Here is a 14,855-nt window from a genome sequence, read left to right as displayed (position 1 = left end):
GATTAAAAAAAGATAAGAAAAAAATAAATAATAAGGACTATTTATTCTTAATCTCATCCATTAAACCAGATTTACGTGCATAATGGAATAGATAAAGCTGTGCATATCCTGCATAATCACCAAAGCGCTCTATTCCAAACTCCCTAGTCTTATCTGCAGAGATATCTTCCCCATCAAAGTAAAGATGAGAAACTATCCTCTTTATCCAGACATCAGATGGGAAAGCCTCCTGGAATCCAAATCCATACAGCAATATGCAATCAGCCACCTTAGGACCAACTCCCGGCAATCTTAAAATAAGATCAAATGCCTCATCATAAGCCATTTTTGAAACATCATTCATATCTATCTCATCAATAAGCATCTGACTTGCCTTTTTCATATATGGAGCCCTATATCCAACTCCACATGATTTAAGATTTTTTGTGTAGCAATCCACCTCATACCTACGTCCATCAGCCTCTGACTGTTCAATAGGAGTTTCATAAAAGTCTAAAAAGTCTTTAGGAGATGGAAAACCATAAAACATACCTTCATCAAATTCCACCTTTTCTCCCCAGTTTAACTTTATCTTATCTATTGAAGCAGTCCAACGAGCAATTGAATTGTTAGCTGAACAAATTGAGGATATTATGCATTCAAAAGGATCCTTTGCAATAAATAGTCTCAATCCCTTACAAAAATCAACTGAAGGAGCCAGCTTCTCATCCTCTAAAAGAAACTCATAGAACTTTTCAAGGTCAAATTCCAAGTCATAGATGTTATTTAGATTTGAGTCTATTTCTCTTTCAATGGATTGAAGTTCCTTCTTTGAAAGATTGTCTTGCCCTATAGAAAATGCTTGTTTTTCTACTTTTTGAGGTAAACTATATGTATATTCAAAACCATTTATATTATCTTTATCTTGTGATAGGTTTAAAAGAACTGGAAGTCCATTTAAATTGATAGTTTTATCATCAAGTCCATCAATAATTGAAGGAACTTTTAAGTAAATTAGCTCATCAAACTTATCAATATTTTCCATAGAATTATGTCTCCATGGAGACTGTGAAGTTTGGCCTGAATATTGGGTAAGATTAAGATCGATTAAGGAATTGATTTTTTGACTAGACATTTTTATCACGAATCTGAATTAGAAAAAATAAAAAAGTATCAGAGTTTTTATAAAAAAATATCATAACTTATATAAAAAAAAGTTAAGAGCTTTTAGCATTTTAAAAAGTCTCCCTAATTGGAACACCATTTTCCTTCAGGTATTTTTTAACCACAGGAACCGGATACTCATCAAAGTGGAATATGCTTGCAGCAAGGGCCGCACTTGCATCTGCTATCTCAAATGCCTCGAGTATGTGGTGTGGGTTTCCAACTCCTCCAGAGGCTATTACTGGAATGTCCACATTGTCATTTATTGCCTTTGTTAGAATAAGGTCATAGCCGTCCTTTGTTCCATCTCCATCCATAGAGGTTAAAAGGACTTCTCCTGCTCCTCTGTCCTGACATTCCTGAGCCCAAGCAATGGCGTCCATGCCAGTGAACTCTCTTCCTCCGTAGATGCTGCAGTCAAACCATACCTCTCCATCGTCTGTGTCCACTATGGTTTTTCCTTTAGCTTGCTCTGGGTCCTCTTCCACATATCTTCTCTTTGCATCTATTCCGATTACAACAGCTTGGGATCCAACCACTTTAGAAGCGTCTGTTAGAAGCTGTGGGTTATGGATTGCAGCAGTATTTGTGGAGCATTTGTCTGCACCTGCCTTTAGCATTCTGGTATAATCTTCTACCTTTCTTATTCCTCCACCTACACATATTGGGATGAAAACGTTTTCAGTAAGCCTTTCTATAACATCCACCATGGTTCCTCTACGTTCGTGGGAAGCTGTAATGTCTAGGATGACTATCTCATCTGCTCCATCTTCGTAATATTTGGTAGCAAGCTCAACTGGGTTTCCAGCATATCTGATCTGTTTAAATTCAACTCCCTTTACCACACGGCCTTCAGGCACTTGCAGGTCACAATCCAAGCAAGGAATAATTCTTTTTGTAAGCATGATAATCACATAATTATTTAAATTTGAATTAAGATAAAGTATTAATTTGTTCTTTAATGGAAGATAAATATTTATATATTTTAAATTCTAATGAAGATAAATTATTAAATTGTTTTTTATTCCAAATATGAAAATAAATTTGATTGAAATTTTAACTAAATCTATTTATATTAATTTTTATTAATATTTTTATCTAAAAAAAGTAAAATTTTAAAAAAGATAAGAGATAAAGTATAATAAGTAATTAATTAATATTTTTTATATTTTATTTTGGGCCTATAGTCTAGTCAGGATTATGACGTGGGACTTCGGATCCCAAGGTCGGGGGTTCAAATCCCCCCTAGGGTCCCGTAAATTTCCATAAAAATAAAACTATTTTTAAGATATTTCCTTTAATAAATCCTTAAATTTAAAAATTTTTTTTTAAGATGGCTTTTTAATAAATCTCATTTTATAAAACTCTTTTTAATCATCAGATTCGTTTAAAAGTTTTTTAATCTCTCTCCAGTTAGGACAGAAGCCATCCATCAATGCCTTAAACCGTGGGCTATGATTGAATTCAAGTATATGGCAGAGCTCATGAATAAGAACATATTCTGTGCAGATTGGAGGCTTTGAAGCCAACTTTATGTTTAATGTGATTGTCTTATTTCTTCTGCAGTTTCCCCAGTTTTTCATGTTTCTGAATTTTATTTCCTTAGGTTGCTCTCCAACAATTGGAACGCACTTATTTAAAAAGCAATCAATGTTTCTTTTCATTTCAGAGCGGTAAAGTTCAAATAGTGCTTTCTCCCTTTCATTAACTGTGGATCTTCTTCTTACGGGAAGATAAACTATAGATTCGTCAGCATCATAAAAGGCATGTTTTATTGTGTCATTGGTAATTAGTTGTATCTTGTATTCCTCTCCCCAAATCTTATGGACCTCTCCATTCTTATACATTATTTTAGGCTTTGGAGGGTTTTTAAGAATTCTCTCTTGAGTCTGCTTAACCCAATCCAAATTAGAAGTGACATATTCTATTATATAATCATTTGATACCCTCTCTGGGGCGGAAACACGAAGGGTGGCATCTGGCAATACACGCAGATAGACATTTTTCATTCTTTTTCTATGGACTTCCACTGGAATTCCTTCAATTTCTATCTTTTCTTTTATAACCATAATAACAACACAAGTAATAATGTATGAAAAAATTATTAAAAAATTCACTTAAAATATTAGGGGATTAAGTATAGTAGTAAAAAAAATTTTGGTCAAGGTTTTTTGGCCGAAGGCCAAAAAAGCTTGGTTTAAATAATACGATCATCATTAACAATAATCGCTTCCTTAAAGAACTCTGGAATCAATGACCTATACAATGGGCTCTTTAAAAGCATTTGAATATCTGAATCCAATATATAAGTTACACAGGAGTCGTCTTCTGCTCTCATTCCCCTTCCATAGGCCTGCATCAATGTCATTACTGTCTTATATGCATACCATCTTTGGTCCTTCTTCCTTCTCATATTTATCTGAGGGTCTCCAAGATAAGGGAACGGGATTTTGTAAATGACTTGGAACCTACACTTGTCATATGGAAGGTCAACACCTTCGCTCATTGACGGACTGACCAGCACAAGAGGGTTATCATCTTCCTCAAAGTATTTTAAGACCCTTTCCCTATTGTTAGAGCCATGTGCAATCAATCTGGAGTTATAAAGGTTGTTTATTATATATTGCTGGCATTTGTATGAATGGGTGTGAATCAGTCCTTTGTCTCCTTCATGCCTTTTTAGAATCTTGTTTAATATTTCGATAGACTTAGGGGCAGACTGCTTTACCCTGTTTTTTGACATCTTGCCTGCAAGGTTTAGTTCAATTGGTCTTTTTTCAACTGAAAATGGGCTGTCCACCTTTATATGATAGACTTCATGAGGATTTAAGCCTAGCCATTTTGAAAACATCTTAGCTGAAAGGATGGTTGCACTTAAGAATATTACAACATCACCATGCTTGAATAAATAATCGTTGGCATAATGATTGACTTTAAGTGGCTTGAAAGAAACTCCATTTTCATTTGAGTCGATTACCCAGTTTCCAGGCTCTGTTTCAAGCTTGTTCTTTAGGTCCTTCAGCCTTGCTGAAGTTGAACGGATCCTGTCTGCCTTGTTTGTAGGGAGGTCCTTTATGTCAATATCTGCATAATGGCCTTGAATTGCATCAATCTCCATTATCCATTCGCCCATCTCTCTTGTTTTAAGAGTCTGAGGGCTTATGACCTTCTTTATGTCCTTTTCAAGCTGACGATTATAAAGATTGATTTCCATGGTTTTCATCAGCTTGTCTTCAATGTTATGAGCCTCGTCAAGAATGAGAAGGGTTCTTTTACCGAAATGCTTTACATAATTCAACTCCAAAATAGCGTAGTCATAATTCATAAGGGTGATTGGAGAGTTTATTGCATTTGCCTTCTGCTGCCAGTAATGGCAGTGGTCATTTGTCTGGAAGAAAATGTCTCCACCATAGGAGTCCTGAAATGCCAAGTCTCCTGTAAGTGTTGGGTTTTTGCTAATTCCATATGGACAGAAGAATTTGGAATTCTTTGGAGCTGTCTTACATGCCCCCATGTCACAGGTGACTTCAAATCCGTCTTTTATACAGTCAAAATTGCCTCTTCCCTTTACAAGGGGAAAGTCAAACTCGTCTGCATACTGCCTTTGAAGCTGCTTGGTCATTGTAAGAATATATGCTGACTCATACATTCTAGCAAGGGTTGTGGCTACAGCTGACTTTCCTGTACCTGTTCCTGCCTCAAGGATGATGTATTTGAATCCTTTTGATATGGCCTCCTCAATATCTGCAATTATATCCAATTGTCCTTCCCTTGGCCTTTCAAATGGGAAGTTTTCTATAATGCTATCTGGAATTTCAGGATAGTCCTCTTTTAAGCCATCTATTATCTCCTTAGGCAAGTCATGTTCAGCTATGTCATAGACCTTTGAACTTCCAAAGTCGTCCTCTTCCTCTACTTTAACAGGTTCAAGATCCTCATATTGATAGAGCCCTTTGGGCTCTTCATATTGGAATAAACCTTTTGATTTGTTTGATGATGTATTTTTCATATTTTCCGCTCTTTTTTTATTAGAATAATTAAATGTTTTTCGTTTCTTATACTGTGGATTGGATCTAGTACCTTTGGTGTACTTTACCTTATCACGATTTGCTTTGTACCTTCCACATACACAGTTTTCCTTAAGCATCCCGCAGTCGGGACAAAATATTGAATTTGACATTACAGTTATATTGGATTTAATGATATAAATATCTTTTAGAAAGAGCAGTTGAAAAATAATATTTGTTAAAAAAATTGATTTAAAAGTGTTAAATTGATTTGAAAATGTGAAATTGATTTTATTTCGTAAAATTGATATGATAATATAAAATTGTTACGAAATCAAAACAAAATTAAACTAAAAATGTGAAATTGATGTGAAAGTATAAACTTGTTACGAAATCAAAACAAAATTGACATAAAAATGTGAAATTGATGGAATCGTGAACTAATGAATAGGAATGTATAAAATTCCATAAAAATAAATGAAAATGAATTGAAACAATAATAAATGAATAATAATTAAAAAATAGTAAAAAAAGTAGAATAAAAATAATAAAAAGAGTAAAAAAGAAAAAAATGAAGTTGTTTAAAATAAAAACTTCAAATTGGTCGAATTAAGTTAAAGATTCACCATTAATGCCTTCAACTAAGAAATGACAGCAGTCGTCACCCATTGTGAAACATTTAACTTCAGTTACTGCTATGTCTTTTTTAAGATAATTAGCGAAAAGAGCTTCAAATATACCTGCATCTAAGTAGCAAGCAGGTTTACCCTTCTTAGGAAGCAAACTGCATTCAAAACACTCATATGCAGTAACATTAATGATATCTCCTAAAACTATATCAAGTTTTCCTAATCCATTATCTGCCCAGAATTCAGTAATATTGTCACAGAAGACTTTAATGTCATCGTCATAAAGCTTTTCATACATTGCTGCACCAATATTCTTTCCTGTTTGGTTTAATACTGGGTTGATGTTAATTCCCTCTTGAATCAAGTTGGATCTTAAGGTGTGGAACAATAGAAAAGAGAACTTGAAGTTGTCTACATCTAAAATATTCTTTACCAAGAATTCGGCTTGTCTTTCTTCCAATTCCTTCTCATCACCAGATTCTACTTCTCCTAAGAATTTGGAGCTGATGTAGAATATTTTCTTTCTGTGGTCGTTTGCATCAAATCTGTAGCTTACGATTCCATCTTCCCTTAAAGACTTTAAATGTACAGAAATAGTTGATTTTGACTTACCAGTGTTTTTAACGATTTCATCAAATTCCATATCAGTGTCCTTTAGCATGGAAAGGATAGTTAATTTCACTGGGCTCTTTACAACATTTACGCCAAGCTCCCCTGGAGCCTTAGCAAAAATTTGAATTGCTTTTGGTTGACTAATATTCTCTTCATTTTCCATTATAACCCCTCAAAAAAATTTCAAGAAAAATCTAAAATTTAACAAGAATTGTTAAATTTTGTTGTATAAACATTAAACAAAATTGTTTTATAATTATAGTATAAACTTTATAGCATATATACTTGTTCTTATGTATACAAAATGTTTTATTTTTTTAAAATTTAGTACGAACAGTTTAATAAAGTCTAAACTAGTTTAAGTTAAAAATAGGAATAATTCGTATAAAATGTTAAAAATAAAGAAAAAAATACGAACAGTTAGTAAAAATACAAATTTTTATCGACTTTTAAAAACTTTTATGATTTCACTAAAAAATTGTGAAAATTCAGTGAAGATGTTTAATGTTGAATGAGAGAAAAGTGAAAAAAATACAAAAATAATGATATTCTAAATAAAAAAAATAACTAAAAATAGTGAGCATGATTATGATAAAAATAACTAAAAAAATAGTGAGTATGATTATGAAAAAAAGGATTATTAAAAAATTTAAATAAAAAAAGAAAAAAATAAAAGAACTTTAAAACTAAAGTTCTATTTTATTTTAGCTTTTAAACTTAAAGTTCTAACTTTTTAGCTTCTTCTACTAATTTTTGACCTAATTTGAAGCTAGCTTCATCGTCTTCATCTGCAGGTACATAGTAGATTTCTTGTTGGTCGAGAACTTCAAATCCACATTCGGTGAGCTCGTTTGCAATGAATTCAACAGCTCCACCTCTTCCTCCCATGGAACCAAAGGTTACAGCGGGTCTCTTGAATCCTGTTCTGTTGAAGTGAAGACCTTTCAAGTAGTAGATAATGTCTCCAATGCTTGGGAATGGGAAGTCGTTGATTGTTGGAATACCGAAAGCAACAGCCTTACTGGTTAATATGCTTTTTACGATTTCACTTCTTTCGTCTTCGTGCAAGAAGAACATTTCCACATCGTATCCTTCTGCCATGATTCCTTCAGCAACTTCGTGAGCCATCTTTTGGGTGGAATAGTGCATTGTGTCATAGACAATGGTAACTTTGTCTTCTGCTCTTTTACCGGTTGCCCAGTCACTGTAAGCGCCAATGATTTTCATTGGGTCTGTCCAGATTTGACCGTGGGAAGGAGCAATCATCTTAACTTGTTCTAAAAGGCCTAATTCAATGATTTCATCAAACTTGTTAAGAACCTTTTTAGATAGTGGAGTGATTAAGTTACCATAGAACTTTTGTGCTGCATCCATAAGAACATATTCTGGAATGTCCTTATCATATCTTTTGGAGTAGCATAAGTGTTGACCGAATGCATCGTTAGGGAATAGGATTCCGTCTTCTGCAAGTAAGGTGAACATGCTGTCAGGCCAGTGGAGCAAGAATGCATCTAAGAATGCTAAAGTTTTGCCTCCAAGGTCAAGAGCGTCGCCGGTTCCGACAATGTTGAATTCTGCACCTTCCAATTTAGGATAGTGTCTGAGCAATCCTCCTTGAGCGATCTTACTGCAGTAGATAGGTGCATCGAATCTTTTCCATAAGTCGTATAAGACACCACTGTGGTCCTTTTCTACGTGGTTTTGAACGATGTAGTCCACTTTGATTTCCCTTCCTTCTTGTTCGAAAGCGTCATCGATACGTGCCATCATCTCTTCAGTTTTTCCAGGATATGCATTGTCAATGATTGCTACCTTTTCGCCGAATACAATGTAAGCATTGTAAGTGGTTCCGTCTAAGGTATATCCGTGGTAAGTTCTTAAGTCCCAATCAAGTACACCGATCCAGTATACTCCATCACCGATTTTTTCAGCTTTTGCTTTCATTTTAATTCCTCATAAAGTTTGTTAATACTTTAAGCTAGATTGAATTTATCTTTAAATTGCTAAAAATAAATTATATGAATTATTTATCTTAATTTACTTTATAAGTTCTTTAAAAACAAATCTTAAAGTATTACTATCTTAACATCTACAAAATAAAAGTATTATTAGTTCGTAAATGCTTAAACATTTATTTATATGGTTTTTAATGTATATAAAGTTTTGGTTTTATGATGTACGAACAAATAAAAATATTATAAAAAAGACTATAGGAAGACAAAACAATGAAAATTCAAAAAAAATAGTAGAAAAATAAAGAAAAAAAGTTAAAATAAAGCTTTTAAAGTTAGTTTAGAATGGAACACCAACAAATCCAACAACCAAACTAACAACAATAATTATTCCCATAAAGAAGGACATGAAAGTCACAACAGGCTTATAGATATTCTCTGATGTAATATAGGATAAAAGGTCCTCAAACAAATGACCTCCATCCAATGGCTTCATTGGAAGCAGGTTGAATGTGCCGACAGCAAAGTTCAAGAAGTATATCCAGAACAATAAGTCTGTCAAAGACATTATTCCCCATAATAAAGGAGTGTAGAACTTATTATCAAAATCCGGAGAAATTATTTGATTAACCTGTGCCTGAACTCCCATATATCCTAAAGACTTGTTTTGAGGATTTGACTTCAATTGGAAGCTATACTCTCCCTGATCCGTTAGAACAGTCACCGTTTGATTAGGCCTTAATGTGCTTACAGCCTTTTGATAGGATGCCCCATCGCTTACGGAATAATTGTTTATTCCCTTTATCACCATTCCCTCAGAGAGATAATTGATTGCATTGCCGTCTTCAGTGAGCCTGCTTATTACAATGCCGTCATCCTCAAAGACTGCAGGGACTACAAAGGAGGATATGAGCATCATGATAACAAGAGCAATAGCTGCCAAGGTCAGATTAGCCATGGAACCTGCAACATATATTCTCATTCTAGAAGGACGGTTCAATCCCTTCAATTCCTCTTCATCAGGCTCTACAAAAGCTCCTGGAAGAATTGCAAATAATAGAAGACCTATTGAATTAATCTTGATTTTCTCCACCCTTGCCAATATTCCATGACTGAACTCATGAACTATAAGAACTGTTGCAAGGGCTATAAGACCAGATAGGAAAGGAATGAATATTGGAGATCCTGGCACTTCCACCCCTGGAATAACCAGGCTGACTGTAGGAGCGTCCATCAGGGTCTTAAGAGAATATACCAAGGCCACAGCCATCAGAATCATAAATCCAGTAGAGATGACGATTCCTATATTCATGTACCATTTCCAAAACCGTGGAGCCCTATTGGCGATTCTGTCTATAAATCCTCTCAATCTCTGTGTCTTCCACATCAAAAGGGGAAAATTGACTTCAAGGCCATAATTTTCAAGTCTGCCCTTAAATACAATTGCAATAGTCCAAATAAGTAGAAAGGCTATTACATAATAATATATTCCGTTCATAGTAACACTTATTGATAATCATTAGTTTTAATTATTTTCCATTTAATTTTCTAAACAAATTTAAGGTCAAATTTAATAAGATTATAAAAATCATTTAGAATATTTGAATAATATTATTAAGTTTTCATAATATAAAAAGATAATCATTTTAGCAATAAAATTGTAATTTGCAAATAAAAAGATAATGCTAAGAAAAGATGCTTTTAAACTCTTAAGAAAAATGTTCTTTAAAGAATTAAAAAGAAATTTTTAAAAAGAAAAAGACCTATAGAATAAAACATGAATAAAAAAATAATTTTTTTAGCATGTGTAATAGGGATAGCACTTTTGTCGGTAAGTTACATTAGTGCTGAAAGTGATGTGGACACCTCTGATTGGGTGAATATAACTGTAAACGATATAAACTTCCAAATTCCTCCAGAGTATGGAGGTGGAAGGAATGCAAGCGGAGATTATCTTTTTAACAATGTATTTACCTTCGGACTCGTAGCTTTGGAAAACAATAAAAGTTTTAGAAATAATTACGGCTATGAAGCGACAAATGAAGAGAATTATGATGTTGAAGAGATGGAAATCGACGGACATCATGCCGTAGCCTACTACAGCAATAGAAGCATAGTCAATCATACTGTAACTTATTTATATTTTGAATCAAATGGAACATTCTATGCATTGTCCTATGATGGAGATGACGTTAATTCCTCTATGAAAAAAATCGTATCTTATAGTCCTAAATCCAAATTGAGTAAGGAAGAGTTTAATGAAAAGCTAAATAAGGCTCAAGAGGAGTATATTGAAGATCAAATAGAACAAGAAGAGGCTTATCAATATGAACAGGCATATCGTGAGGGATATAATCAAGGAAGAAGCGATAGCAGAGGAGGCGAACTCTTGGGTTATTATTTCTTCTATAAATTAGGTCAAAGGAGTCGTTATTAAGTAAATAAGTAAACTAACAAGCCAATAAAATTAAAAATGTTTGAATTATAGAAAAATGATAATTAAGAAAAAATAATAATAGAAATAAAAGAAAAATAAAGATAATTTAAAAAAAAGTAATAAGTAAAATAAAGATAATTTAAAAAATAAGTAATAAGTAAAAATAAGTAAAATTAAAGGATAAGAATTAATAATTCTTATCTAAACTCTTTTTTTAAAGACTAGGCCAAGCCATATCATTAAAGAAAATCAAGTCTACCATATCGCCTATCTCAATGCCTTCATGGTTTTCATCAATGATTATGTAGCAGTTTGCCTCAACCATAGACCTTATGATTCCAGAACCTCTGTTTAAAACATGATGAACAGTCTCATCATCTGCTACAGCCCTTATATAATCGGTTCTGCCTAGGGAAGAGTGTATCTTAGTTGAAGATGTCCTCTTTACAATCTTATGGGAATAATCAAGGCCTTGAACCTTAAATAGGAAATGTCTTGCAATTATATCAAACTGACCCATTGCAGCTACAGGCTGTCCTGAAAGCATGAATATCTGGGTTCCGTTGACTATTCCAGCACCTACCGGCTTACCTGGCCTCATTGCAACACCATGGAACAATACTTCTCCCAAGTCCTCAACTGCATCAATGACAACATCCCCTTTGCTTATTGCAGTTCCTCCGGTTGTAATTACACAGTCATATTCCCTGCTTGCCTTATCGATTGCATCGCGAATTTCATCAAAGTCATCGATTCCATGGTCAATATCTACTGTTGCTCCTGCACTTCTGATGAGAGCTGCAATTGTGTATTGGTTTGAATTGATTATTTTAGCATCATCTATATTAGGGGAAGGATCCACCAATTCATTGCTTGTAATCAGCAGTTTTACTCTTGGCCTTTTATAGACTTCCACTTCACTGTATCCTGCGGAAGCTATCAAGCCCATCTCTTGAGGCCTGATTAAAACATTTTCTCCTAAAATCTCATCTCCTTTGGCAATGTCTTCAGCCTTTGGAGATATGTTTTCACCGGGAGTCACTTGAGAGTGGATTTCAAGATTGTCACCATCCTCATAAGTGTATTCCTTCATTAAAACAGCATTTGCACCATCTGGAATAGGTGCCCCTGTTGCTATAACTATAGCATCACCATTTTGAAGGGACTTATTGGAAAAATCACCTGCACCAATCCTATCGATGATTTTTAACTCTTTTATAACATTATTGGAAGCTCCAAAAGTGTCTTCAGCAATAACTGCATATCCATCCATAGCTGATTTGTCAAATGGAGGTGAATTGTGATAAGAAGATACAGCATGTGCTAAAACTCTGCCTTGAGAGTCCTTTAAGTCAATGGTTTCTGTATCCATAAGTTTTATATTATCATTTATTTTTGATAATGCTTCTTCTAATGGAATTAAATTTGATATAAACTTCATATTAATCGTCCTACAACTTTCATAAACTTCTATTACCTATAATTAACTAAATACTGATTCAATTAATTATTTAATAAATTCTAAAGCATTTAAATCATATGATTAAATTTAAGGCAATTTATTAAATAATCAATTAAACAAACAACATACAATCTACGAATATAAATACATTAAATAAAAAAATAGAATTTAAGAAGATTTGAACATCAAATCTCTTAAATAATTGAATTTGTAAATGATTGAATCCCTAAATAAGTGAATCACAAATGATGAATCTCTAAATGATTGAATCCATATAATTGGAAAAATATAGAATTAAGCCATATACTTTTCAATAACACCATTATAAGCATTATCTAACTCATCTATAGCAAAATCAACAATGGTTTCATCATTATTCTTGATTATTAAAGAATCTCCTTTGACTTCACCAATAATTGCAGCATCAATATCTATGGAATTTACTATTTCCTCTGCCTTATCGGCATCTACTGCAATGATGTATCTTCCATGGGATTCAGAGAATAACAAGTCATTATCGCTAATATTTTCTTCCGCTGGGACATTGCTGATATCTATTTCACAGCCTAACTTGCCTTTCATAACCATTTCAGACAATGCAATTGCTATTCCACCTGCAGATACGTCATGTGTGGCTTTTATATTGAGCTTGTCTTCACCTTCAAGGAATTTTACATAATCTCCATCATTTTCTATGAGGTCAAGAACTGCATTAGCTGCAGCCAATTCATCATCTATTCTGATTTTAGGAGCTTCTCCTTGTTCAAGGTTATGGACTGCTCTGTGGTATTCGGACCCACCAAGCTCATCATAGGTTTTTCCAATGATTATTATCTTATCTCCTTCATTCTTGAATGGAAGTGTTCTGATGCTTGATAGCTTTTCAACTCCAATGACTCCAACTGCCGGAGTTGGGTTGATTTTAATACCTTCTGTTTCATTGTAGAAACTAACATTTCCACTTATGACTGGAGCTTCGAATTTCTCTGCTATATCAGACATTCCTCTAATGCACTCCTTGAATTGCCAGAGGATTTCTGGTGTTTCCGGATTTCCGAAGTTAAGACAATCAACAATTGCATAAGGTTTAGCACCCATTGAAACAACATTTCTTATTGCTTCAGCTACACTGCCTGCCCCTCCATCATATGGGGAAAGCTTTGTGTGAACAGTGTTGGAGTCTGCTGTAAGTGCAACAGCTGTCTCGTCATCTATCTGCAATACTGCTGCGTCATCTCCAGGCTTTACAACGGTTCTGGTTTGAACCTCATGGTCGTATTGTTTATATACCCATGCCTTGCTTGCAATGTTTGGAGAGGACAATATCTTAATTAATGATTCATCAATAGGTCCGTCAATCACTTCAACAAGATCTTCTGATTTAGCAGGCTCTACTGTTGGCCTGTCAATTGAAGGAGGATCTGCTAAAAGGATTGTTGGAACATTACACAAGGTTTGTAACTCTTCTTCTGCATCGAAGTCCTTTACAACCATATTGCTTCCTTCAGTGACTTCTCCAATCACTGCAGAAGGAATTTCATGCTTATCACATATCTTTTGTGCCAATTCCACATCTTTAGGGTTTATGACAAAAATCATACGCTCTTGAGATTCTGAAAGCATTATTTCATAAGGGGTCATTCCCTCTTCCCTTAAAGGAATAGCTCTAAGGTCTACAACTGCACCGTTTTTAGACTTATCTACAAGCTCAGAGACACAGCAGGTAAGGCCTCCTCCCCCTAGGTCCTTTACTCCGGAACAGTCTATCTTTTCTAGGATTTCAAGGGAAGCTTCAAGAACTCTCTTTTTGGTGAATGGATCAGCTACCTGTACTGCAGGTCTGTCTTCGGTTTCACTGTCTGATGTGAGCTCTTCAGATGCAAAGGTCACTCCGTGAATTCCATCACGGCCTGTGGTTCCTCCCATAAGAAGGAAGACATCTCCTATATTTGGAGCTACAGCAAGAACTATCTCATCCTTTTTGACAAGTCCTGCACATAATACGTTTACAAGAGGGTTTGTTCTGAATGATTCGTCAAATTCAATCTCACCTGCAACGGTAGGAACTCCTACCCTGTTACCATAGTCGGAGATTCCTTCAACGACATGCTCAAACAAGTATCTTGACTTTTGGTCTTCAAGAGGACCAAAACGAAGGCTGTCTAAAAGGGCAATTGGCATTGCACCCATAGAGATAATGTCTCTAAGGATTCCTCCAATACCTGTACCTGCTCCTCCGTAAGGTTCAATAGCTGAAGGGTGATTATGACTTTCCATACCTACAGCAAGAGCATATTCATCTGTAATAGATACAAGACCTGCATCGTCTCCAGGCCCTAGGACAATGTTTTCTCCTTCAGTAGGAAACATTCTTAAAAATGGTCTACTACTTTTATATGAACAATGCTCGGAAAACATTACATCTAACATTCCCTCTTCCAATTCGTTCATTTCTCTACCGAGAATTCCTTCAATATATTTTACTTCAGAATCTGTTAAAGTCATTTAAACACCTTAGCATAGAATTAACATAAAATAATGATTGTTTAGTCTTTTTTAATAAATATTAAAGTTTTATAAGCGAATTTCATGATTTAAAGTTTTACCTGAAAT

10 protein-coding genes and 1 tRNA gene are annotated in these 14,855 nt (G+C 34.4%); 2 read left to right on the top strand and 9 right to left on the bottom strand.

The genetic code is table 11. The features are described 5' to 3' along the window. Positions 1-37: 37 nt before the first annotated feature. Both MRU_RS00695 and hisF read right to left on the bottom strand, forming a co-directional pair. Positions 38-1,114, bottom strand: a complete 1,077-nt coding sequence (locus MRU_RS00695; RefSeq protein WP_012954944.1) for a DNA glycosylase — start codon at positions 1,112-1,114, stop codon at positions 38-40. Between the two features lie 100 nt (positions 1,115-1,214). Beyond that, positions 1,215-2,048, bottom strand: coding sequence for an imidazole glycerol phosphate synthase subunit HisF (gene hisF, locus MRU_RS00690; RefSeq protein ID WP_012954943.1), 834 nt, complete (start codon positions 2,046-2,048; stop codon positions 1,215-1,217). 272 nt (positions 2,049-2,320) lie between these two features. Between hisF and MRU_RS00685 the strand changes: the two genes are divergently transcribed. After that, positions 2,321-2,398: transfer RNA gene (locus MRU_RS00685), tRNA-Arg, on the top strand. A 115-nt stretch (positions 2,399-2,513) separates the two neighbouring features. On the opposite strand, the gene MRU_RS00680 is transcribed toward MRU_RS00685, so the two are convergent. From MRU_RS00680 to MRU_RS00660, 5 genes are all read right to left on the bottom strand, one after another. Next, positions 2,514-3,212 carry a M48 family metallopeptidase gene (locus tag MRU_RS00680; RefSeq protein WP_012954942.1) on the bottom strand — a complete coding sequence of 233 codons (699 nt, stop codon included), beginning with the start codon at positions 3,210-3,212 and terminating at the stop codon, positions 2,514-2,516. A 128-nt stretch (positions 3,213-3,340) separates the two neighbouring features. Beyond that, positions 3,341-5,323: a helicase C-terminal domain-containing protein gene (locus MRU_RS00675; RefSeq protein WP_012954941.1), complete on the bottom strand. Its 1,983-nt coding sequence runs from the start codon at positions 5,321-5,323 to the stop codon at positions 3,341-3,343. 436 nt (positions 5,324-5,759) lie between these two features. Then, entirely contained in the window at positions 5,760-6,554 is a 795-nt protein-coding gene (locus MRU_RS00670) for a V4R domain-containing protein (RefSeq protein WP_012954940.1), read from the bottom strand. Between the two features lie 554 nt (positions 6,555-7,108). Next, positions 7,109-8,335 carry an FprA family A-type flavoprotein gene (locus tag MRU_RS00665; protein WP_012954939.1) on the bottom strand — a complete coding sequence of 409 codons (1,227 nt, stop codon included), beginning with the start codon at positions 8,333-8,335 and terminating at the stop codon, positions 7,109-7,111. A 348-nt stretch (positions 8,336-8,683) separates the two neighbouring features. Next, a complete protein-coding gene (locus MRU_RS00660; protein WP_012954938.1) occupies positions 8,684-9,841 on the bottom strand; it encodes a site-2 protease family protein in 1,158 nt (385 codons plus the stop codon). Positions 9,842-10,168: 327 nt separating this feature from the next. On the opposite strand from MRU_RS00660, the gene MRU_RS00655 reads away from it, so the two are divergent. After that, positions 10,169-10,780 carry a hypothetical protein gene (locus MRU_RS00655; RefSeq protein WP_048812339.1) on the top strand — a complete coding sequence of 204 codons (612 nt, stop codon included), beginning with the start codon at positions 10,169-10,171 and terminating at the stop codon, positions 10,778-10,780. A gap of 214 nt (positions 10,781-10,994) precedes the next feature. Here the strand turns inward: MRU_RS00655 and MRU_RS00650 are convergent, their stop codons facing one another. Further along, positions 10,995-12,221 carry a molybdopterin molybdotransferase MoeA gene (locus tag MRU_RS00650; RefSeq protein ID WP_012954936.1) on the bottom strand — a complete coding sequence of 409 codons (1,227 nt, stop codon included), beginning with the start codon at positions 12,219-12,221 and terminating at the stop codon, positions 10,995-10,997. A 315-nt stretch (positions 12,222-12,536) separates the two neighbouring features. Continuing rightward, the gene (purL, locus tag MRU_RS00645; protein WP_012954935.1) at positions 12,537-14,747 is read right to left on the bottom strand and encodes a phosphoribosylformylglycinamidine synthase subunit PurL; all 2,211 of its coding nucleotides are present in this window, start codon (positions 14,745-14,747) and stop codon (positions 12,537-12,539) included. Positions 14,748-14,855: the final 108 nt, after the last annotated feature.

This window comes from Methanobrevibacter ruminantium M1 (genome assembly GCF_000024185.1).
Classification (GTDB): domain Archaea; phylum Methanobacteriota; class Methanobacteria; order Methanobacteriales; family Methanobacteriaceae; genus Methanobrevibacter; species Methanobrevibacter ruminantium.
This window is presented reverse-complemented; position numbering and strand designations above follow the sequence as displayed.